At 64.3% G+C, this 21,961-nt stretch carries 21 protein-coding genes; 10 read left to right on the plus strand and 11 right to left on the minus strand.

Features of this window, described 5'->3' with window-relative positions; translation table 11 throughout:
- The first annotated feature begins 44 nt into the window (after nucleotides 1-44).
- Nucleotides 45-1,022: a Bug family tripartite tricarboxylate transporter substrate binding protein gene (locus IVA98_RS28615; protein ID WP_247301623.1), complete on the plus strand. Its 978-nt coding sequence runs from the start codon at nucleotides 45-47 to the stop codon at nucleotides 1,020-1,022.
- A 185-nt stretch (nucleotides 1,023-1,207) separates the two neighbouring features.
- Here the strand turns inward: IVA98_RS28615 and IVA98_RS28620 are convergent, their stop codons facing one another.
- Complete coding sequence (locus IVA98_RS28620) at nucleotides 1,208-2,893, minus strand: methyl-accepting chemotaxis protein (protein WP_247301621.1); 1,686 nt, start codon at nucleotides 2,891-2,893, stop codon at nucleotides 1,208-1,210.
- Between the two features lie 251 nt (nucleotides 2,894-3,144).
- Here IVA98_RS28620 and IVA98_RS28625 point away from each other — a divergent pair, with 251 nt between their 5' ends.
- The 5 genes from IVA98_RS28625 to IVA98_RS28645 all read left to right on the plus strand — a co-directional run bounded on the left by IVA98_RS28625 (nucleotide 3,145) and on the right by IVA98_RS28645 (nucleotide 9,052).
- Complete coding sequence (locus tag IVA98_RS28625; protein ID WP_247301619.1) at nucleotides 3,145-4,188, plus strand: C-terminal binding protein; 1,044 nt, start codon at nucleotides 3,145-3,147, stop codon at nucleotides 4,186-4,188.
- An 84-nt stretch (nucleotides 4,189-4,272) separates the two neighbouring features.
- Nucleotides 4,273-5,622, plus strand: coding sequence for an ABC transporter substrate-binding protein (locus IVA98_RS28630; RefSeq protein WP_247301617.1), 1,350 nt, complete (start codon nucleotides 4,273-4,275; stop codon nucleotides 5,620-5,622).
- Nucleotides 5,623-5,762: 140 nt separating this feature from the next.
- Nucleotides 5,763-6,719, plus strand: a complete 957-nt coding sequence (locus IVA98_RS28635; RefSeq protein ID WP_247301616.1) for a carbohydrate ABC transporter permease — start codon at nucleotides 5,763-5,765, stop codon at nucleotides 6,717-6,719.
- Complete coding sequence (locus IVA98_RS28640) at nucleotides 6,712-7,611, plus strand: carbohydrate ABC transporter permease (RefSeq protein WP_091888289.1); 900 nt, start codon at nucleotides 6,712-6,714, stop codon at nucleotides 7,609-7,611. Before IVA98_RS28635 ends, IVA98_RS28640 begins: the two co-directional genes overlap by 8 nt.
- A gap of 85 nt (nucleotides 7,612-7,696) precedes the next feature.
- Entirely contained in the window at nucleotides 7,697-9,052 is a 1,356-nt protein-coding gene (locus IVA98_RS28645; protein ID WP_247301614.1) for an esterase-like activity of phytase family protein, read from the plus strand.
- Nucleotides 9,053-9,181: 129 nt separating this feature from the next.
- Here the strand turns inward: IVA98_RS28645 and IVA98_RS28650 are convergent, their stop codons facing one another.
- From IVA98_RS28650 to IVA98_RS28675, 6 genes are all read right to left on the minus strand, one after another.
- Entirely contained in the window at nucleotides 9,182-10,015 is an 834-nt protein-coding gene (locus IVA98_RS28650; protein ID WP_247301613.1) for an energy transducer TonB, read from the minus strand.
- Nucleotides 10,015-10,461, minus strand: coding sequence for a TonB system transport protein ExbD (gene exbD / locus IVA98_RS28655; RefSeq protein ID WP_247301611.1), 447 nt, complete (start codon nucleotides 10,459-10,461; stop codon nucleotides 10,015-10,017). The genes IVA98_RS28650 and exbD overlap by 1 nt, the downstream gene beginning before the upstream one ends.
- Before the next feature lie 4 nt (nucleotides 10,462-10,465).
- Nucleotides 10,466-11,242 (minus strand): tonB-system energizer ExbB, encoded by a 777-nt coding sequence (gene exbB / locus IVA98_RS28660; RefSeq protein WP_247301610.1) that lies wholly within the window; start codon nucleotides 11,240-11,242, stop codon nucleotides 10,466-10,468.
- Between the two features lie 26 nt (nucleotides 11,243-11,268).
- On the minus strand, nucleotides 11,269-11,784 hold the full coding sequence (hutX, locus tag IVA98_RS28665) for a heme utilization cystosolic carrier protein HutX (protein WP_247301608.1): 516 nt from the start codon (nucleotides 11,782-11,784) through the stop codon (nucleotides 11,269-11,271).
- A gap of 27 nt (nucleotides 11,785-11,811) precedes the next feature.
- Nucleotides 11,812-12,147: a heme-degrading protein HmuQ gene (hmuQ, locus tag IVA98_RS28670; protein ID WP_247301607.1), complete on the minus strand. Its 336-nt coding sequence runs from the start codon at nucleotides 12,145-12,147 to the stop codon at nucleotides 11,812-11,814.
- Between the two features lie 97 nt (nucleotides 12,148-12,244).
- Nucleotides 12,245-14,596 (minus strand): TonB-dependent receptor, heme/hemoglobin family, encoded by a 2,352-nt coding sequence (locus IVA98_RS28675; protein ID WP_247301605.1) that lies wholly within the window; start codon nucleotides 14,594-14,596, stop codon nucleotides 12,245-12,247.
- A gap of 261 nt (nucleotides 14,597-14,857) precedes the next feature.
- Between IVA98_RS28675 and hemP the strand changes: the two genes are divergently transcribed.
- From hemP to IVA98_RS28695, 4 genes are read left to right on the plus strand one after another with little or no spacing between them, the layout of a single operon-like run.
- Nucleotides 14,858-15,058 carry a hemin uptake protein HemP gene (hemP, locus tag IVA98_RS28680; protein WP_247301604.1) on the plus strand — a complete coding sequence of 67 codons (201 nt, stop codon included), beginning with the start codon at nucleotides 14,858-14,860 and terminating at the stop codon, nucleotides 15,056-15,058.
- A gap of 5 nt (nucleotides 15,059-15,063) precedes the next feature.
- On the plus strand, nucleotides 15,064-16,017 hold the full coding sequence (locus tag IVA98_RS28685; protein ID WP_247301602.1) for a heme/hemin ABC transporter substrate-binding protein: 954 nt from the start codon (nucleotides 15,064-15,066) through the stop codon (nucleotides 16,015-16,017).
- Nucleotides 16,014-17,108, plus strand: coding sequence for a FecCD family ABC transporter permease (locus IVA98_RS28690; RefSeq protein ID WP_247355982.1), 1,095 nt, complete (start codon nucleotides 16,014-16,016; stop codon nucleotides 17,106-17,108). Before IVA98_RS28685 ends, IVA98_RS28690 begins: the two co-directional genes overlap by 4 nt.
- Nucleotides 17,105-17,908, plus strand: a complete 804-nt coding sequence (locus IVA98_RS28695) for a heme ABC transporter ATP-binding protein (RefSeq protein ID WP_247355984.1) — start codon at nucleotides 17,105-17,107, stop codon at nucleotides 17,906-17,908. The genes IVA98_RS28690 and IVA98_RS28695 overlap by 4 nt, the downstream gene beginning before the upstream one ends.
- A gap of 70 nt (nucleotides 17,909-17,978) precedes the next feature.
- Here IVA98_RS28695 and IVA98_RS28700 read toward each other — a convergent pair whose 3' ends face one another.
- The 4 genes from IVA98_RS28700 to IVA98_RS28715 form a co-directional block, all read right to left on the minus strand.
- Nucleotides 17,979-19,655, minus strand: a complete 1,677-nt coding sequence (locus IVA98_RS28700) for a mucoidy inhibitor MuiA family protein (protein WP_247301598.1) — start codon at nucleotides 19,653-19,655, stop codon at nucleotides 17,979-17,981.
- A gap of 226 nt (nucleotides 19,656-19,881) precedes the next feature.
- Nucleotides 19,882-20,517: a GNAT family N-acetyltransferase gene (locus tag IVA98_RS28705; RefSeq protein ID WP_247301596.1), complete on the minus strand. Its 636-nt coding sequence runs from the start codon at nucleotides 20,515-20,517 to the stop codon at nucleotides 19,882-19,884.
- Between the two features lie 22 nt (nucleotides 20,518-20,539).
- A complete protein-coding gene (locus IVA98_RS28710) occupies nucleotides 20,540-21,190 on the minus strand; it encodes a CoA transferase subunit B (protein WP_247280156.1) in 651 nt (216 codons plus the stop codon).
- Complete coding sequence (locus IVA98_RS28715; RefSeq protein WP_247301594.1) at nucleotides 21,190-21,927, minus strand: CoA transferase subunit A; 738 nt, start codon at nucleotides 21,925-21,927, stop codon at nucleotides 21,190-21,192. The genes IVA98_RS28710 and IVA98_RS28715 overlap by 1 nt, the downstream gene beginning before the upstream one ends.
- Between the last annotated feature and the right edge of the window lie 34 nt (nucleotides 21,928-21,961).

The following is a 21,961-nucleotide window of genomic DNA, read 5'->3' on the forward strand; positions in this document are numbered from 1 at the left end:
AGACGCTAGGTTCCCCGCCAACGACAAAGAGGGAACGTCCAGACATGATTTCAGCGTTGACTCGAAACCTGCGTGCCATCGGCGCGGCCGTATTGTGCCTCGCCGCCGCATCCACGGCCGAGGCCGACAATTATCCGAGCCGCAACATCACGCTGGTGTTGCCGTTCGCGGCCGGCAGCGGCACCGACACCACGACGCGGCTGATCTCGCAGCATCTGTCGCAGGCGCTCGGCGTCGGCATCGTGATCGAGAACAAGGCGGGCGCCAACGGTATGCTCGCCGCAACCTACGTCGCGAAGGCCGCTCCCGACGGTTACACGCTGCTGGTGACGACCAACACCACGCATTCGGCCAATCCCTATCTGCTCAAGAGCCTCACTTACGATCCGGTCAAGGATTTCACGCCGATCGCGCGCACCGGCGACCTGCCGTTCATGCTGGTCGTCAACCCGGAAGTGCCGGCCAAGACTGTTGGCGAGCTGGTCGCCTATGGCAAGGCAAACCCAGGCAAGCTGAGCTACGCTTCGGGCTCGTCCTCGGCGATCGTGTCCGGCGCGACCTTTGCCCACAATGCCGGGCTCGACCTGTTGCACGTCCCCTACAAGAGCTCGCCGCCGGCGCTCAACGACGTCATGGGTGGCCGCGTCTCGATGATGTTCGTCGACATCCTGACCGGCCTGCCGCATGTCAACGGCAACGCGCTGCGCGCGCTCGCGGTCACCACCAAGGAGCGCTCGCCGCTGGTGCCGCATCTGCCCTCGATGCAGGAGGCCGGCGTGCCGGACTTCGACATCTCGTCATGGCAGGGCTATTTCGGCCCGGCCGGCATGCCCAAGGAGATCGTGACGCGGCTCAATACCGAGATCAGGAAGATCGTCGAGAATCCGGAGATCAAGGCCAAGCTCGCCACCCTCGGCATGGACGCCTTCTCGGGCACGCCGGAGCAGCTTGGCACCTTCGTGAACGAGCAGCTCGTGCTGTGGGAGAAGCTGATCACGAACGCGAAGATCGAGAAGCAGTAGGGCGGGCTCCTCGGACAATGTTATCGTCCGCAGGAGGCGACGATCCAGTATTCCAGAGGCGCCTGTGTTTGAACCGAGAGGCCGCGGCGTACTGGATGCGCCTTTGCGGGGGCATGACAGCCGAGAGAAAAAGGTGGGCACGACGCTTTGCGTCTTTGCCCACTCTACGAATTCAGCGCACGGGCTTACGCCGCGCGCACCTTGGCGAGGAAGCCGTCCACGGCGCTGCGCAGCGCGCCGGACTGGTTGTCCAGCTCGCGGGCGTTGGTGAGCACGTCGCTGGCCGCACTGCCGGTCGCTTCCGCGGCCGACGTGACGCTGCCGATATGAGCGTTGATCTCGCTCGAGCCGGCCGCAACCGACTGGATGTTGCGGGCGATCTCGCGGGTCGCTTCGCCCTGCTGCTCGATCGATGCCGAAATGCCGGCGGTGATTTCGCTCATCTCGGCGATCGTCTGGGTGATGCCGGTGATGGCCGTGACCGCGTCGCTGGTCGAGGTCTGCATCGCCGCGACCTGCGCGGAGATCTCCTCGGTCGCCTTCGCAGTCTGGTTGGCGAGCGCCTTGACCTCGGAGGCGACGACCGCGAATCCGCGGCCGGATTCACCGGCGCGTGCCGCCTCGATGGTGGCATTGAGCGCGAGCAGGTTGGTCTGCGCGGCGATCGAATGGATCAGCTTGACGACCTCGCCGATCTTCTCGGCGCCGGTCGAGAGCACCTGCACGGTGGCGTTGGTCCGCTCGGCATCGCTGACGGCGCGGCTGGCGACTTCGGTCGAGCGGGTGACCTGGCGGGAGATTTCCGCAACCGAGCTCGACAGCTCTTCGGCGGCAGCGGCAACCGTGCCGACATTGCCAGAGGCCTTTTGCGAGGCAGCGCCGACCGTTGCGGCACGCGAGGAGGCATCGGTCGCGGTCGCGGTCATCGACTGCGCCGTGCTCTGCATGCCGGCGGCGGCCGAGGAGACGGAGCGGACGATGCAGTTGACGCTGCGTTCGAAATCGTTAGCGATGTCTTCCATCGCGCTGCGACGTTCCGCCGCGGCACGCTCCTTGGCATCCGCCTCGGTCTTCTCGAGGTCGCGGATGCGGACCGCATTGTCCTTGAAGATCTGCACGGTGGAGGCCATCGCGCCGACTTCGTCGCCGCGGCCGACGCCGGGAATGTCGCCCTCGAGCTTGCCATCGGCGAGGTCCTTCATACGGGCGCCGAGCAGCGCCAGCGGACGGCTGATGCCGCGGCCGATCAGCCAGGCGACGCTGCCCGCAACGATGACGATGCCAAGCATGGCCAGGCCGAGCAGCCAATAGACCGGGCCCATCCTGGCGTCGATGTCGTCGAGATAGGCGCCGGTGCCGAGATACATCTCGAAGCCAGGCACGGCGACTGCATATCCGATCTTGCGGATCGGCTTCTCCTGGCCGGGCTTCACATATTCATAATACAGCAGGATCGAACCCTTCGCCTTGACGCCGTCCATCAGCTCGAGCGACAGCTTGCGGCCGTTGGTCACGACGTCCATGCGGTTGGTGCCGATCTGCTTCGGATCGGGCGCAAGCTGGGTGATGCCGTCATACGACGTGCCGAACAGGTAGCCCGCGCCGTTGTCATAGGTCATCGCGTTACCGTAGCGGCGAAGTTCGGCCAGGGCCGCATCCTTGGTCAGCTCGCCGGCATCGACGCGCTTCTTCAGAGCGCCCGCGTAGTTGCGTGCCAGCTCGACGATAGCCTTGGCCTGATCGATGCGTGCATTCACCATCTCCTGCTTCATCAGGTAGCCGGCAAGGACACCGGAGATGCACAGGCCCAACAAGGTGACACCGACAAGAATGCCGAGCTTCGGGGCGATCTTCAGATTGCTCAATTTCACGGGATGGCTCCGGCAATGACGGGATACGGGCACGCGACCAGTTCGATCAAAATCGAATCAACTTTTATGTGTGAGCCCTTATCAAGTTACTTACGGTCATCCGTAGAAGCCCGGACGCAGCCGCACAAACCGGCAATTTATCTCCGCGCCAACAACCGGGAATTGTACGCGGCCGCGTCGATTTCGCGTAAAAGACGCAAAGGTCAGCCACGAAGGCAGGCCACAACAAGAAACCAAATCGGGAGCAGAAAATGCCGAAATACAGGGTGGTGACGCCGAAGGGCGCGAGCTTCACGGTCGCGGGCAGCGATTACTCCTATGAGCGCGAGGCGCTCGATCCGATCGATGCCGAGATCGTCGAGGCGCCGGCCGACGAGGCCGGGTTCATCGCCGCCGCGAAAAACGCCGACGCCATCTATGCCAAGGGTATCCCGATCACCAAGAGCATCATCGACAGCTTAGAAAACTGCAAGGTCATTACGCTCGGCTCGGTCGGCGTCGACAGCGTCGACGTCAAGGCCGCCACCGCCCGCGGAATTCCCGTCACCAACATCCCCGACACCTTCATCGAGGAGGTCGCCGACCACGCCATGATGCTGTTGCTCGCGGGCTTCCGTCGCCTGGTCGAGCAGGATCGCATGGTGCGCGACGGCCGCTGGGCCGAGGGCCGGCCGGCGCTGCTCAAGATCCCGCGGCTGATGGGCCAGACGCTCGGCTTCATCTCGTTCGGCCGCGTCGCGCGCGCGGTTGCGAAACGCGCAGCGCCCTTCGGCCTGCGCATGATGGCCTATGATCCCTTCATCCAGGAAACGCTGATGTACGACCACGGCGTGATCCCGGCGACGCTGAACGAGGTGCTGTCGCAATCCGACTTCGTCTCGATGCACGCCCCCGCCCGGCCCGAGGTCCATCACATGCTGACCGAGAAGCACTTCCGGCAGATGAAGAAGGGCTCGATTTTCATCAACACCGGGCGCGGTGCCACGGTGGACGAGGAGAGCCTGATCAAGGCGCTCCAGGAGGGCTGGATCGCGCATGCCGCTCTTGACGTGCTGGAGAAAGAACCGCCCTCGCACAACAATCCCCTGCTCGGTATGGAGAACGTGACCCTGACCGCCCACGTCGCTTCGGCCTCGGCACGGTTCGACGAGGCGCGCAAGCGCCGCGTGGGCTACGAATTGTCACTGGTGCTTCAGGGCATGTGGCCAGTAAGCTGCGTCAATCCGTCGGTGCTGCAAAGCACCGCGCTCCGCCGCTGGCAACCGGTCAGCATGGATCGCGGGCCGAACAGCTAGGCGGCCGGCGCAAAGGCGCCGGAAACCGGAACGGCCCTTCACCGGCGATCAACGCCGGGAAGGGAGACATCAAGGGAGGAACTGATGAGGAACGACATCACGCGTCGTGATGCCTTGGCGCTGGGCCTGTCTGCTGCAACGCTCGCGGCCACCGGTGCTGCAGCGCAAACAACGCCATCAACGATCAAGGCTGCCGACGTGGCGGCACCGAAACTCGCGATTGAGAAGGGCGCGTCCTTGCGCATGCTGCGCCCGGTACGCTTCGTCCAGGCCGACGAGGACGTGTTCCGCGCCAACGCGGCAAAGTTCACGAAGGATACCGGGGTCGAGGTCAAGGTCGACTTCGTCGGCTGGGAAGATATCAATCAGCAGACCGCAGTGACCGCCAATTCCGGCGCCGGCCCCGACATCATCATCGGCTTCTCCGATGCTCCGCACATCTATATCGACAAGTTGATCGAGCTGACCGATGTCGCCGACTATCTCGGCAAGCGTTATGGCGGCTGGCTGCCGCTGGCGCAGCGCTACGGCAAGAAGAACAAGAGCGATACCTGGATCGGGCTGCCGTTCGGCGCCACGGCCGGCCCCCTGATCTACCGCAAGTCGGTCCTGCAATCGGTCGGCTTCGACAAGGTGCCGGAGGATCATGCCGGCGTCCTCGACCTGTGCCAGAAGCTGCACAAGGCCGGCAAGCCGGCCGGCTTCGCGCTCGGCAATGCCAAGGGCGATGGCAACGGTTTTGCGAGCTGGGCGCTGTGGTCGCACAACGGATCCCTGCTCGATGAAGAGGGCAACGTCACGATCAACAGCAAGGAGACCATCGCCGCGTTGAACTGGGTCAAGCAGCTCTACCCGACCTTCATCGCCGGCACGACGTCGTGGAACGACGTCAGCAACAACCGGGCCTATTCCTCGCAGGAGATCTCCCTGACCGCCAACGGCGTTTCGCTGTACTTCTCGCTGAAGAACGATCCGGCCACCAAGGCGATCGCCGAGGACAGCGAGCATCAGCTGCTGCCGAAGGGTCTGGCCAAGGTCTCTCCGATGGCGGGCCTGACGCTGAACGCCATGGTGTTCAAGCACAGCCAGTACCCCAACGCGGCGAAGGCATTCCTGCAATACATGCTGGAAAAGGACCAGTACGAGCCGTGGCTCAATGCCAATTCGGGCTACTGGTCTCAGCCGCTGGCCGCCTACGCCGAAGCAGCCGTGTGGTCGCAGGATCCCAAGGTGAAGCTGTTCAAGGACACGATGAACAGCACCTATTACGACGGCTACAAAGGCCCGATCTCGACAGCGACGGGAGCCGTCAGCGCCGACTACGTGCTGATCCAGATGTTCGCGTCCGTTGCGACCGGTGCTGCCACGCCGGAGGCGGCTGCCGCAGAAGCCGAGCAGCGGTGCAAGCGGTACTTCCGGCGGCAGGGCCGGTAAAAACTCACGACAAGGCAGCCGTCATTGCGAAGAGCGAGGCGACGACGCAATCCAGACCGGAACCGCGCAGACAGGCTGGATTGCCTCGCTTCGCTCGCAATGACTGCGGTAGCGACAGCCCAAGACAGGACGCCGAACCGATGTCCGTGACCACCTTCTCCTCCCCCGTTCTCGCACAGCGGCAGCCGAACTGGATTGTGCGCCTGTTCGACTACAAGCCGTTCCTGATCGCGATGTGTCTGGCGCCTGCGATCGGGCTGCTCGCGGTCTTCCTGACTTATCCACTCGGCCTGGGCATCTGGCTCGCCTTCACCGACACCACGATCGGCCGGCGCGGCATCTACGTCGGCTTCGAAAATTTCCAGTATCTCCTCACCGATTCTCTTTGGTGGAACGCGGTGTTCTACAGCGTGGTCTACACGGCGGTCGCGACCTTCGGAAAGTTCGCACTCGGCTTCTGGCTCGCGCTGCTGCTCAACAACCATTTTCCGTTCAAGAGCGTGCTGCGTGCGATCATCCTGCTGCCCTGGATCGTGCCGACCGTGCTGTCGGCGCTGGCGTTCTGGTGGATCTACGATCCGCAATTCTCAATCATCTCGTATCTGCTGGTCGACGTGCTGCATTGGCGCTCCAGCAACATCGACTTCCTCGGCTCGGCCTGGCCGGCCCGCTTCTCGCTGATCGCCGCCAATATCTGGCGCGGCATTCCCTTCGTCGCGATCTCGCTGCTGGCTGGGCTCCAGACCATCTCGCCCTCGCTCTACGAGGCTGCGATGCTCGACGGCGCCAGCGCCTGGCAGCGTTTCCGCTACATCACCTTCCCGATGATGATGCCGATCCTCGCCATCGTCATGACCTTCTCGATCATCTTCACCTTCACCGACTTCCAGCTGGTCTACGCCATCACCCGTGGCGGGCCCGGCAACTCGACCCATCTGCTGGCAACGCTGGCCTTCCAGCGCGGCATCGCCGGTGGCGAGCTCGGCGAGGGTGCCGCGATCGCCGTGTCGATGATCCCGTTCCTGGTGTTCGCGACGCTGTTCTCCTATTTCGGACTGGCGCGCCGCAAATGGCAGCAGGGAGAGAGCAATGACTGATACAGTCGCCCAACCGGCTGTCGCCGACGCGAAGGCAGCGCCCGACACGATGGCCTGGGACTCCGGGCTGCGGCGGCTGATGATGATCTATCTGCCGCTCGGCTGCTTCGTACTTATCCTGCTGTTCCCGTTCTACTGGATGGCGATCACCTCGTTCAAGCCGAACGCGGAGCTGATGAATTACAAGGAGCACAATCCGTTCTGGATCTCGTCGCCGACGCTGGCGCACATCAAGCACCTCTTGTTCAACACTGCCTATCCACATTGGCTGTGGACGACGATGCTGGTCGCGATCGGCTCGACCACGCTGTCGCTGATCGCGAGCACGCTTGCCGCTTACGCCATTGAACGCCTGCGCTTCCGCGGCAGCCCTTATGTCGGCCTCGGCATTTATCTCGCTTATCTCGTGCCGCCGTCGATCCTGTTCATTCCGCTCGCCACCGTCGTCGTGCAGTTCGGCCTGTTCGACTCACCGCTTGCCCTGATCCTGGTCTATCCGACCTTCCTGGTGCCGTTCTGCACCTGGCTCCTGATCGGCTATTTCAAGTCGATTCCCTACGAGCTCGAGGAATGCGCGCTGGTCGACGGCGCCACGCGGCTGCAGATCCTGAGGCGGATCACGCTGCCGCTGGCGGTACCGGGCCTGATCTCGGCCGGCATCTTCTCCTTCACGCTGTCCTGGAACGAGTTCATCTATGCGCTTGCGTTCATCCAGAGCGGCGCCAACAAGACCGTGCCGGTCGCGATCCTGACCGAGCTCGTCACCGGCGACGTCTATCAGTGGGGTGCGCTGATGGCCGGCTCGCTGCTCGGCTCGCTGCCGGTTGCGATCTTCTACTCCCTGTTCGTAGATTATTACGTGTCGTCGCTGACGGGCGCGGTAAAGGAGTAGATGGCCACTGCGGCGTTTGGCCCGGCTTCACAAAACTGCAATGTGCCGTCCGCATAAGGCGTGCGTCCGCCAACCGGAGACGCACATGCGCGCGACTTTTCTCGGCACCGTCGCAACGATCATTCTCACCGCGAGCGCCGCGCTCGCGCAGAGCGAAGGTGAATTCCCCGCCAAACTCGTCGGCCACGTGGTGATGCCGGCCGAATCGTTCATCGACGCACCCGCCGATGCGCCAGCCGATCTCAAGACCTCGGGCAAATATACGACGGGCAAGCGCGTCGACGCGCTCGGCACCGTGATGGGCAAGTCCTATGAGCGGGCGACGGGCGTGTCGCTGCCGTTTAGGGGCCAGCCGCTGCAGGGTCATTCCGGCATCAAGACCATGCCGGACGGCACGTTCTGGGTCATCACCGACAACGGCATGGGCGCGCGTGCCAACTCGCCGGATTCGATGCTATACCTGAACCACTACAAGATGGATTGGACCAGCGGCAAGATCGAGCGGCTGGAGACCATCTTCCCGCACGATCCCGACAGACGCGTGCCGTTCCGCATCGTTCATGAGGATACCCAGAAGCGCTATCTCACCGGCTCGGACTTCGACACCGAGGGCTTCCAGATCATCGCCGACAGCTTCTGGATCGGCGACGAGTTCGGCCCCTATATCCTGAAGGCCGACAAAACCGGCAAGATCCTGGCCGTGTTCGAGACGGTCGCCGATGGCAAGCCGGTGCGCTCGCCGGACAATTGGGCAGTGGGAACGCCGGCCGCGCCGGGCGCGACCTACACGAATGTCAACCTCCGCCGTTCCAAGGGTTTTGAGGGCTTTGCATCGTCCAAGGACGGCAAATTCCTCTACGGCCTGCTCGAAGGACCGCTGTGGGACGCCGACAAGAAGGACTGGGAGAAGGTCGACGGCAAGGAAGCCTCCCGCATCCTCGAATTCGACGTCGCTGCCGAGAAATTCACCGGACGCTATTGGCAGTATGTGTTCGAACAGAACGGCAATGCCATCGGCGACTTCAACATGGTCGACCCGACCAGCGGCCTCGTCATCGAGCGCGATAACGGCGAAGGCACGGCCGACAAGTCTTGCCCGCAAGGCACCCGCGGCGAGAACTGCTTTCCTGACCTCGCCAAATTCAAGCGCATCTACAAGATCGAGCTCGCCGATGCCAATGTCGGCAAGCCCGTGCGCAAGATCGGCTATATCGACCTCTTGAAGATCAGGGATCCCGACAAGAAGGCGAGGACGCCGCTCAATGACGGCGTCTACACCTTCCCGTTCTTCACCATCGAGAACGTCGATCGCGTCGACGACACTCGCATTATCGTCGGCAACGACAACAATCTGCCGTTCTCGTCCAGCCGCGACCCCAACAAGGCCGACGATAACGAGTTCATGCTGCTCGAAGTCGCGGATTTCCTGAAGGCGAAGTGAGGCGACGCTCTCTCGATACGGTCATCGCCGGGCTCGATCGGGCGATCCAGTACGCCGCGGCGGCGGCGTCATACGGAAATGCCGCGGCGTACTTGATGCTCCGCCTTCGCGGGGCGTGACAACGGAGACTTATCGCACCGTAAACTCCACCGGAATCGTAAAGCTCATCGCGCCGTTCTTGACCTCGTCCGGGATCGGTGGAAACGGCGAGGCCTGGCGGATCATCGCCATGGCCTGAGCGTCGAAAGCGGCGACGCCGGACGAACCACTGAGGCGGCTGGAAGTGACCTGCCCGCTACGAGCAATCGTAAAGCTCAGCCTCGCGATGCCGCGCTGACCGCCGCCAGAGGACGGATATTGGTGGAAGCGCATCAGATGCGCGCGGACGCGCTGATTGTAGGATGCGATCACGGAGGCCACCGCGCCGGCGTTCTGGGCCGATGCCATCGCCGCCTCGCGCTCGGCGCGCGGGGCTGCGCTGGTGCGCGGCGCCGGCGGCGCTTCCGACGGCTTTTTCGCCTCGCGGCGAGCCACCTTAGGCTTCGCCGGCGCCGGCTTTTCGACCGGGACGATCTTCGCCGGCTCGGGCTTGGCCGGGGTCGGCTCCAATCTCTGCTCGGGTGGCGCTACAACGTCCGGCTTTTCCTGCGGCGGCGTCGGCGCGATCGTCTCCTCGGCCATTTGCTGCTGCACGGGCTGCGGCGGCGAAGCGTCGGCCTCCTGCATCGCCGGCCCTGGCGCGACATCGTCCTGCATCGATTGCGGCGCCGAAGTCACCGGTGCCATGTCGATCATGATCGCCGGCAGGCTCACACCTTGCTCGGGCATCGCCTTGAGCCAGCTCATCGCAAGCAGTGCCGCGGCCACGTGAAGCGCCACGATCACGGCCGCCGATAGGCCCCAGCGCGTGGTTTCCCTTTCGCCGAGCGGCTCGTGCAGGGCAAACGCGTTTGCGGAGGCCATCAGCTGCGCCCGTCGAGGCCGACCAGGGCGACCTTCAGGTAGCCGGCATTGCGCAAGCTGTTCATCACCTCCATCAGGTCGCCATAGGAGACCGCCTTGTCGGCGCGCAGATAAATGCGCTCGTCCTTGCGGCCCTTGGTGGCGGCAGCGAGCGAGGTGCCGAGCGCATCGCGGGACACAAGATCCTCACCGACGGCAATCGAAAGATCCGGCTTCACGGTGACGAAGATCGGCTTGTCCGGCCGCGGCGCGGGCTCGGCGGCGCTCGCCGGCAGATCGACACCGATGTCGACGGTGGCAAGTGGCGCCGCCACCATGAAAATGATCAGAAGCACCAGCATCACGTCGATGAATGGCGTGACGTTGATCTCATGGGTGACGTCGAGATCGTTGGGATCACCACGCTTGAGCGGCGATCCCGAACGTGCGCCAAGCTTTGCGGACATGGCCCTACTCCGCCGCCCGCGCCAGGCGGAATTCTCCGTGGTCGCGCTGGCGGCTCACCAGCAGCATAAGCTGTGCCGAGGCATCGCTGAGCAGCGCGCGGTAATTGGCGATGCCGCGAACGAGATGATTGTAAATCACGACCGCCGGGATCGCGGCGACGAGGCCGAGCGCGGTGGCAAGCAATGCCTCCGCGATGCCGGGCGCGACCACCGCAAGACTCGTGGTGTGGCTCTCGGAGATGCCGATGAAGGAATTCATGATGCCCCAGACCGTGCCGAACAAGCCGACGAACGGCGCGGTGGCGCCGATGGTCGCCAGCGCGCCGGTGCCGCGCGCGATCTGCCGGGACATGGCCGCCTCGACCCGCTCCAACCGCAGCGCCACCCGCTCCTCAAGGCCATTATCGAGCACGCCGCCGGAGAGCTCCGCCTCCTTGGCGCAGGACTGGATAAGCTGGGCGACCGCATCATGCGCATCGCCGGCCCGTGCCGCGGCCTCGGCCAGCGTCATGTTGCCTTCGAGCGCGCGCGTCCGGTGCAAAGCCAGCGCCCCCTTGCGGCGCAGCTCGATGGTCTTCGCAAGCCACACCGTCCATGTCACCAGCGAAGCCACGGCGAGGCCGACCATCACCGTCTTCACGATGATGTCGGCGCTGACGAACATGCCCCAGGGCGACAGATTGCGCGGTAACAGCGCTTCGTCGATCGCGAAGGCCGGTGTCGGCGCGAGCGCCAGCACGGATGTTACGATCATGTGCCGAAGCCTGGAATTGCTTTGCATCCTGATCTCCCGTCAGACAGAAGAAGCTACGCGGTTGGCTGCGGCGCGATCCGGTCCGCGAGCTGCCTGAACCGCGCCAGTTGGTCCGCACGCAGCGCACGGGTCTCGTCGCGGCCGACGAAGACCTTGAACATGATGCCGCCATCGGCATTGACGAAGGCGACGAAGGCGGACGTCTTGCCCATGAAGGGACGCTCGACGAAGACGACGGCCGCGCATCGCTCGTGACGGAGATGGCCGTGCAATCCCTTCGGCTGCATCAGGTTGAAGTAACCGCGGCCGATCTCCCCCGCGGGAAGCGCCCCGGTGAACTCGAAGATCCCATCGTCCGTGTGCACGATCAGCGTGACCTCGCCCCATTCGGCGATATCCTGCATGGCGGCGGCGAAATGCTCACCGCCGCCCATGCGCACCATGGACGGCGGCAGCGCCTCGATCACAGCGCGCGGGGTGACCTTACGCTCGCGCGCAACGTCCTCGATCACGGCGCCGGGATTGTCGGCCATATACGCCTTGAGATCGGCGAGATCGGTGCTCAACATGTCCAGCTCCCTTCATGATCGGCCGGCTCAGGCGGCCGCGTTCGCCTTGCGCTCAGTCATGATGACCTCGAACCCCTCGAACCTGGGATGGCCGAGATAGAGGCTTTCGCCGGTCTTGTTGTCGGCACGCGCATGTGCGCGGCGGAATTCCTCGGAGCGAGTCCAGGCCTCGAAAGCGGCCTTGTCGACCCACACCGTGTGCGAGGAATACAGCGTGTGGTCCTCCAGCGCCGGTCCTTTGAGCAAATGGAATTCAACGAAGCCGGCCATGCTGCCGAGATAGGACTCCCGGCTGCGCCACACGGTCTCGAACGCGGCTTCCGAGCCGAGCTTCACCTGAAAACGATTCATAGCGATGAACACGAAAGTCTCTCCTTCTGATCAAGACGAAAACGCGCCGAAGCCGCGCTGGAGCATCAGCGCGGCGCGACGGAAGCTGTGGTTTGCGGTGCCCTGCGGCTTACGCACCTCCAAAGTGGATCTTCAGGCCGGCCTTGTAGACCCTGCCCGGTCCCGGGCTCGTCCACAGCACGTCGTTCTGCGAGGTGCCATCGGTGGAGCTGCCGGGAATGGCATAAGGCCGGTAATACTGGTTCAGAAGATTGTCGATCGAGGCCGAGAACACGATATCCCTGGTCGCATTGTAGGTCAGATACAGATTGACGAGATCGTAGCCGGTCGAGCGAATATAGTTGGCCGGCACGTCGTTGTTCGGACCGAACGAAGCCCACTGCGCCGACACGATCAGGGTGCGATCAAGCAGGCGGACACCGCCGGTGGTGACGACCTTGGTCGGGCTGATGGTCGCAAGCCCGATATTGGTGGCGACGTTCTTGCCCTGGATGTAGTGACCGGCGACGCCGATGAACCAGCTGCCCGCATCGTACATCGTCTCCGCCTCGAAGCCCTGGATGCGGGCATTGGCGATGTTCTGATACTGGTAGTATTGGCTGAACGAGCCGAATGGCGGCACCAGGACCGCCGCCGAAGCGACGAGGTCGATATAGTCGCTGACATCGTTGCGGAACAGGTTGATCTTTCCCCTGAACGAGTCAGACGCGCTGAAGATGTTGTCATACTTCAGGTTGATACCGATTTCCTTGTTCTTGCCGACCTCGGGACGAAGGTTTGGGTTGGGGAGGAAGCAGAACAGGCCGACGGTGCCGTCGGGGCAGGGAAAGAACGCCGGTCCGCCACCGGTCGCGTGCGCGCCGGAAATCACCGTCTCGGTGATCGACGGGGCGCGATAGCCTTCGGCATAGCTGACATAAGGCTGGAAGCCCGCGATCGGCGTGACGCCCAGGGTGATCTTGGGTGAGAAGCGGTCGCCGCCGGCGCTGGTCCTGCCGGAATCGAGGTCGTAGCGGTCATAGCGGATCGCGCTCACCGCCTCGAACCAGGTGCCGTAGTTCTGCTTCAACTGAACGAAACCGCCCGACACGGTACGGATGCCGCTCGGCGTCGTGATGTTGGAGTTGCCGCGGCTGTCGGTCGTGATGACGTCGTCCTGAAACGCGTCGACGCCCCAGGTGACGGCGTTGCGCCAGTCACCGACGTTGAAGCGCGTGGTGTTGTTGAGGTCGATGCCGTAGGTGTTGACGACATAGCCGCGTTTGTCGCCGACGCAGCCCGAGATGTTGTTGCCGAAATTGCCCGCGCCGCAATAGGCCGCGCCTCCGGTTGAATAGTGATAGGTTTTGGTCTGGTCGTTGTCGACGCGGTTGCCGTAGACCGACATGTGCCAATCGAACAGATTGTCACTCGGCAGCGAATAGTTCCAGGTAATCGTCCCCGTGTAATTCTTGGCGTCGGAAGCGTAAACCGAGGAGCCCTGATAAAGCGCGCGCTGCGCCGCAGTTACCACCGGGCCCCGGTTGAACTGACCAATATCGTACTGATAATCCTGAAAGATGGCACGGAACTTGACCTCGTGACCGAGGGCCGGCCGCGCCGTGAGCTTCATCAGCCCGCTTTCGACCTGGTTACCGATGTTGCCGATCTCGGTGCCATTGCCGTCCTTGTAATTGCCCTGTGTGCGATAGATCGCGCCGCCGAAGACATCGACATCGGGCGTGGCGCGCACGCCGCCGAAGACCGAAGCGAGGCCGCGATTGTTATTGGAGCCGTAGGAGCCGGAGAGATCGACGCCCCAGCGCTCGCCGGGGCGTAACACGTCGTTGATGTCCTTGGTGCGGAAGGAGACCAAGCCGCCAATCGCACCGGAGCCGTAGATATTGGCAGTCGGTCCCCGCACGACATCGACCCCGCCGATCAATTCAGGGTCGAGGAAGAAGGAGCCGTTGGCATTGTGGCCGGTGCGCTGGTAGTTCTGCCGCGCACCGTCGACCACGACCGCGACGCGGCCGAAATCCTGCAAGCCGCGGATGTTGATGACGGTTGCGGGATCGTCGCCGCGCTCCTGGAACGACACGCCGGGCACCGCATAGAAGATGCCCGACAAACGGTTGGGCTGAAGCCCCTGGATCTGGTCGAGCGAAATCGAGCTGACTGGCGCGAGCGCATCGATCGTCCGCTCCGGTGTCTTGGTCGCGGCGACCGTAATCGTGTCGAGCGTCTGAACAGGCGCGGCGCCTCCAGCCTGGGCGCGGGCGTTGATGACGTCGGGCGCTGCCTGCTGCGCAACTGGCGGCTTCACCGGCCTGCGCTTCGCTTGCTTGGGCCGTTCCGACGACGCACTTTCGGCCTGCGGCTGGGCGGCCTGTGCAAGCCCCCTCTCCGCCGTCATTGCCGCGATTGAAACCACCGACGCGCCCAAAATCAGGGCGCGCGAATACCTAGCCCCGTCAGCCATATCAGCCCCAGCCTGCACTTCACTTTAGTCTTGGAGTCTATTGGCTGGCGTGCGTTCGCAACGCGAACGACTGGCTGGCTGTCTTTCGAAAGCACGCGGGGCACTCCCCGCTGCCATCATTGGTTACGTGGCAACACTCTGACCGTCAATGACATCGGTTTACAGTTTATATCGATTGTAAATTGCTGCCGTTGGAATGCGCCTCGCGCCCCCTATACAAAGCAAGACGTATCTGAATTTCGAAAGCGCATCACACCGACAATGTCAGCAACATCAGGAGACAGCGGCAGCGGCGCGGCGGCAGGAGGGCCTTCTGCAGCAACGAGAACCCTCACGATGCGAGGAAGTCGGATCGACAGCCGCGAGCTGTTTGCGGCCGAGCGCGAGATCATCATTGCGCATGGCGCGGACAGCTATCGCCTGCGCCTGACCTCGCAGAACAAGCTGATCCTGACCAAGTGAACGCAATGACATTTTGTCGCACTCTTGCAAGCCTCCTGCTCTCCGGCACGTTCGCGCTCGTGTCCGGCGCGCACGCCGCCGGTGTCACCGTGCACGACGCGCGCAATCGCGACATCGCCATCACCGATTTCGCGCGCACGGTCTCGATCGGCGGCGCCATCACCGAAATCCTCTATGCACTCGGCCTGGAGAGCCGGCTGGTCGGCGTCGACACGACGAGCCTCTATCCGGCGGCGGCGCTGCACGACAAAGCCAATGTCGGCTACATGCGCCAGATTTCCGCCGAAGGTGTGCTGGGCCTCAACCCGACGCTGATCCTGGCGATCCAGGGATCGGGCCCGCGCGAGACCATGGTCATCCTGGAGGGGGCGAAGGTGCCGCTGGTGCTGGTGCCCGAGACCTTCTCCGAGGAAGGCCTGATCGAGAAGATCAAGCTGGTCGGCCACGCCATGGGCGTCGATGCGCGCGCCGAATGCCTGAGCGCTGCGGTCGGCACCGATCTCGCGCAGCTCCGCGCGCTGCGCGCCAAGGTGACGAAGCCGGCGCGCGTGATGTTCGTGATGTCGCTCCAGAACGGACGCGCCATGGTCGCCGGCCGCAAGACCGCGGCGGACGAGATCATCCAGCTCGCCGGCGCCGCCAACGCCGTCGACGATTATGATGGTTACAAGATCATCGGCGACGAGGCGATCGTGGCAGCCAAACCCGATGTCGTGCTGTCGATCGAGCGCGGCAAGGATTCGCTCCAGGCCGAAGCGGTCTATACCCATCCCGGCTTTGCGCTGACGCCGGTTGCGTCCAACAAGAGTTTCATCACCATGGACGGCCTCTATCTGCTCGGGTTCGGGCCGCGCACGGCCGCGGCCGCTCGCGATCTCTCCGTCAAGCTCTATCCGACGCTGGCCGAACAGGGCGGCGCGTTCACGTCGGCCCTGTCGGCGGCGAATTGCCGGCAATGAGTGTGGCGGTCGGGACGGATGCGCAAAGCCGGCGACGACGCGCCGCACGACGACGTGCCGCATCGTTCGCGCTTCCCCTTCTGGTCGTGCTACTCGTGCTCACCGCCATCGTTGCGCTGACGGTTGGTGCGGCCGGTATTCCTCTCTCGCGACTGCCTGCTGCGCTCGGCTTTGCCGGCAATACGATTGCCGACGCCATGACGGCGCGTGACCAGCTCGTGCTGTGGTCGATCCGCATTCCCCGGATCGCATCGACCGCGATGGTCGGCGGCTTGCTCGCCGCGGCCGGCGCGATCATGCAGGGACTGTTTCGTAATCCGCTCGCCGATCCCGCGCTGGTCGGCGTTTCCAGCGGCGGCGCGATCGCGGCGGCGAGTGCGATCGTCTTCACCGATTCACGGTTCGGCGAAGCGCTGCGCTTCCTCCAGACCGAGCTGTTGCCGCTCGCGGCCTTTACAGGTTCGCTGACGACGACCGCGATCCTCTACGGCATCTCCAGCCGTGCCGGGCGAACCTCCATCGCGATCTTCCTGCTCGCCGGCGTCGCCATCACCGCCATTGCCAATGCCGGCATCGGGTTGCTGGTGTTCGTCGCCGATGACCGCCAGCTCCGCGACATCACCTTCTGGCTGCTGGGCTCGATGAGCGGCGCGACCTGGACCAAGGCCGCCGTGCTCACGCCGATCCTGGCCGTCGGGCTTGCGGCCTGCGCCTTCATCGCGCGCGGGCTCGATCTCCTGGTGCTCGGCGAAGCCGACGCTTTTCACGGCGGGGTCGACGTCGAGCGCCTGAAACGGATCTCGATCGTCATGGTTTCCGCCATGACCGGCGTTGCGGTGTCGATCAGCGGTGTCATCGGCTTCGTCGGCATCGTCGTGCCGCATCTGCTCCGTCTGGTCGTCGGACCGGCGCATCGGCTGCTGCTGCCCGCCTCGGTGCTGCTTGGCGCTATTCTGATGGTCGGCGCCGACACGCTGGCGCGCACCATCGTGGCGCCTGCGGAGATGCCGATCGGCATTTTGACCGCGGCCGTCGGTGCGCCGGTCTTCCTGGCCATCCTGCTGCGGCAGCGTGGGCTCGCCTCGCTATGAGCGCCGTGATCGAGGCGCAATCCTTAAGCAAGCACGCCGGCCGCGCGACACTGCTCGATGCGGTTGGCCTGCATGTCGCGGCCGGCGAGACGGTCGCCATCATTGGCCCGAACGGCGCCGGCAAGTCGACGCTGCTGCGGCTGCTCTCCGGCGATCTCCGCCCAAGCGAGGGCGAGGTGCGGCTGAAGCAGCGCGACATCAGCAGCTTCACGCCGCGCGAGCTCGCCGCGCGCCGCGCCATGCTGTCCCAGCACATCAACGTCACCTTTCCCTTCACGGTGGAGGAGATCGTGCTGATGGGCGCAGGCGATCGCAGCTCGCGCGAGGCGAGCGCGCTCGTCGATGCCGCACTGGACGAGGTTGGCCTCGCCCATTTCAGAGACGGGCAATTGCCGACACTGTCCGGCGGCGAGCAGCAGCGAGCCCATTTCGCCCGCGTGCTGGTGCAACTCGCCTGCGGCGAGGCCGAACACGGCCCCGGACTTCTGCTGCTGGACGAGCCGACCTCGAGCCTCGACCTGCGCCACCAGATCGACCTCGTCGAAGCCGCGCGCCGCCGCGCGGCAGGTGGCACGGCGGTGGTCGCAATCCTGCACGACCTCAACCTCGCGATCCGCTTCGCCGACCGACTGATCGTGCTGAACCGCGGTAAGCTCGCCGTCGACGGCCCGCGGGCCGATGTCGTCACGCACGAGATCATCCGCGACATCTTCGAGATCGATGCCGCCGTGCACCAAGGCGGCGACGGCGTACCGTACGTGCTGCCGCAATCGATGCGAGCGGCTGGACCTACGCGATGATGCCCAGTTGATTTGCGCAGAGCTTGCGGCGCACTTCACCTGTCACTACGGGAGAGGTGAAGAGACACCGTCAGCCGGCCGGTGCGATCACCATGCTCTTGTCCTTCGGCCAGCGGATGCGCCAGGCGAAGTTGATGTCCTTGGACTCGCCGGGCTTGGCGTCGAACGACCATTCCATCACGCCACGCTTGTCGCGGATGTTGCTCGCGGTGGGCGGCGTGCTTGCGGGCAGCATCTCGACCACGATGTCCTCGTTCTCGCTGACCGGCAGCTGATCCTCGATCGCAATCTTGATCGGGAAGTCGTGTCCATTGCGGATCGTCGTCTTGAACGCGCGCTCGTCGGTCTTCGACGTCGTGACAAGGAGACCCGCCGACCCCTCGTTGCGCTTGAGTACCGCGCGCTCGATCTTAACCTTGTCGTCGGCGCCGAAGCCGAGCCGCACGATGTCGTCCTTGGCCGACGCCATGATCTTGCCGCGGCCGACGAAGACGCCGTCGCGGTAGATCGCGACCTTGCCCGGCAATAGAGTCGCCTCGTCGGTCTGCCTGAAGCTGGCTTCGAGGAAGGCGGTCGGGTCCATCACCGGGGCGGCCCGCACCGCCAGATCGGCGGGCACATTCACCGAAGCAATACGGAGGCTCTTGGCGCCTTCGGCGGCGCCGAGGCTGACGCGCCCGGGAATCTTGAAGGTAGCCTGGAAGTCCCCGATCTCGGCAACCGCCTGCTGCTCGTCGGCGCGTTCACGCGGCTCGGCCGATTCGGCCATTTTCGAAAGATGGGGCTGCATCTGACGTGCGACCGGCGCGGGCCGCGCCAGATCGGAGACCGTTCCTGCAGCCAGCGGTTTCGCCACCTGCGGATATTGCGCGACCAGCGAATTCAGCTCCGGGGCGCTGCCGCCGCGGCTGATGTGGACGGTGGAGACGCCGAGCGTCACGTTGGACCAATCCTCGCCGGTCGATTGCGTGACCTCGGCGCGGCGCACCAGCTCGAGCTGCGGCTTGCGATCCTTGGCGCCAGTGTCGAGGCGCGCGTCATAGAGCGGCAGCCAGCGCGCATTGCGCACGGTATAGGTCACCCGCAGCGTCGCCTTGGTCGCGGCTGCCAAGGCGACGTCGATCCGCACCTCCAGCTTGCTCGGCGGCTTGGCCGAACGCTCGGCCTCGAGCTGCGCGATCTGCCGATCGATCTCGCGCTGTTTTCGCGTGGCCTCGCGGATCGCAGTGTCGGCGGTCGCGATCTCGTCGGCGACGGCGGCAAAGGCCGCGCGCCATTCGGTGATCGGCCGGGCCTCGCCCTTGTCGCCGAGACCGGCAGGAGAGACTTCGGCAAAGCGCTGAGCGAATTTGCGCCGCGCGACCGCCGCATCGATTGCTCCTTGCAAATCGGAGCGTTCGTCCTTGAGCGTTTCGATGCGCTGGTCGAGCTCGGACAGGTTGACCGGCGGCGCCGCACGCGGCGGTCGCGCGTCGATGGTGCCGATAGTCAGCTTGGCGCCCGCTTCGCCCTCGACGCGGAGGGAGGACGGATCGAGCGAGAGCGGAAAGTCCTTCGCGACCAACGTACTGTCACCGGAGGCCAGATCCAGCGCGATGACACGGGTCACGGTGGCACCATCGGGATAGACGGTGACGGTGTCGATAGCCGATGTGGCGTCCACGTCGGCGGCCCATGACGGCAACGCCGCCGCCGAGGCCACCAGGACCAGAATCGTCGTCGCCAGATATTTTGCGATGGTACGCATAAATTTCCTCCCTGCCGATATCGACGCGTCACCAGCCGGACGCGCGAAAAGATGCCTCGCCATCGTGATGAGACGCGGCAGGGAAGGAACCGGTTCGATTGGGGGTTTCGGTGGGGCGCTGCGGTCGCGCCGGGCTGGCGCGAACTCGTCAACGGCAGCATCGATCCAATCGACCATGTCGCGGGCGCGGAACAGCTTTCCGATAAGTCGGCCGCGCCGCAGCGGGCTAGATTGTCCGCACGAACATGCGAAAGCCGGGCGCGCCGATCAGCGCCTCGAAATCGGGATCGCGCTTCTCCTCCGCGAACACGAATCCGGCCTTGCTATAGGCACGTTCGGCGGGCTCGTTACCGATCAGAAACGATATCGTCGCCCGGCCAAATCCAGCCGCCCGCCCTTTATCCAGCGCGTGCCCGATCAGCGCCTGCACCAGGCTGCGACCGCGATAGGCGGGATCGGATGCGATATATTCTATCATCCAGTCGCCCTCGCCGCCCTGAACCCAGCAGGCGCGCGTATAGGCGCCGCGTCGACGGATGGCTTCCAGCTCCAGCGCGGCGAGCCCGGTTGCACCGGCGACTTCCTCGATCGCGCGCCAGGCCGAAGGTCCGGTGCCGGCCGCCGGCAGCGCGGATAGCGCGGCGGCAGGCATGCCATCGATCTCGGCGATCAGGAATTGCGAGACGTGCCACATCGACACCGCGTCTGCGACGGTGATGCGCGCGATGAAATCGAGGCACTGCGCTTCGGGGCAGCCGAGCGCGACGTCGAACCAGCCACGCGTGCGGTAGCCGCGCTGCGATGTCAAAATGGTTCGTGCGACAAAACCGGCGTCGTCGGGACGCGCTGACCGTATCGTCATGCGCGCCTCCATTGCGACGGCCTTACGTATTCTTCAGCGCAACGCGGAATTCGGCTTCGGTCTTGGCCTTGACCTCCTCGAGCGAGACGCCGTCGGCGAGCTCGATCAGGGCCATGCCGCCGTCGCCGTGCTTGTCGATAGTGAAGACGGCGAGATCGGTGACGACCATGTCGACCACGCGCTCGCCGGTGAGCGGCAGGTTGCACTGCTTCAGGAGCTTCGGACCGTCCTTGGCGGAATGCTCCATCACCACGACGACGCGCTTGACGCCGGCGACGAGGTCCATCGCGCCGCCCATGCCCTTGACCATCTTGCCGGGGATCATCCAGTTGGCGAGGTCGCCGTTCTGGGCCACCTGCATGGCGCCGAGGATCGACAGATCCATGTGACCACCGCGGATCATGCCGAAGGAATCGGCGCTCGAGAAATAAGACGTCGAGGGCAGTTCGCTCACGGTCTGCTTGCCGGCGTTGATCAGGTCCGCGTCCACCTCGTCTTCATAGGGGAACGGGCCCATGCCGAGCATGCCGTTCTCGCTCTGGAGGCTGACGTCAATGCCATCGGGTATGTAGTTCGAGACCAGCGTCGGGATGCCGATGCCGAGATTGACGTAATAGCCGTCGCGCAGTTCCTTCGCGGCGCGCGCGGCCATCTGTTCACGGGTCCAGGCCATCAGATTTCTACTCCAGTGCCGGCCGCCTGCGCCGCCGTCGGACGCGGGCGGGTGTTGCGGAATTCGATGCGCTTCTTGGCCGTGCCGACCTCGACGATGCGCTTCACGAAGATGCCGGGCGTGTGGATGTGGTCGGGATTGAGTTCACCGGCCGGAACCAGATGCTCGACCTCGGCCACCGTGATCTTGGCGGCGGTCGCCATCATCGGGTTAAAGTTGCGCGCGGTCTTCCGGTAGATGAGGTTGCCGGCGGTGTCGCCCTTCCAGGCATGCACGATGGCGAGATCGGCGAACAGGCCACGCTCCATCAGATATTTCTCGCCGTCGAATTCCTTCACTTCCTTGCCTTCGGCGATCAGCGTGCCGACGCCGGTCTTGGTGTAAAAGGCCGGGATGCCGGCGCCGCCGGCGCGAATGCGCTCGGCCAGCGTGCCCTGCGGATTGAATTCGAGTTCCAGCTCGCCGGCGAGGAATTGCTGGGCGAACAGCTTGTTCTCGCCAACATAGGACGAGATCATCTTCTTGATCTGCCGGGTTTGCAGCAGCCGGCTGAGCCCGATACCGTCGACGCCGGCATTGTTGGAGACCACCGTCAAGCCCTTGACGCCGGACTCGCGGATCGCGTCCGACAGCTCCTCGGCGATGCCACAGAGGCCGAAGCCGCCCGACATGATCATCATGTTGTCTTTGAGAATGCCTGACAGAGCCGACTTGGCGTCGGGATAGACCTTGTTCATGCAAATGACCTTCGACTGAACGTTCGGCTTGCGG

It is taken from the genome of Bradyrhizobium sp. 160, assembly GCF_023073735.1.
Taxonomy (GTDB): domain Bacteria; phylum Pseudomonadota; class Alphaproteobacteria; order Rhizobiales; family Xanthobacteraceae; genus Bradyrhizobium.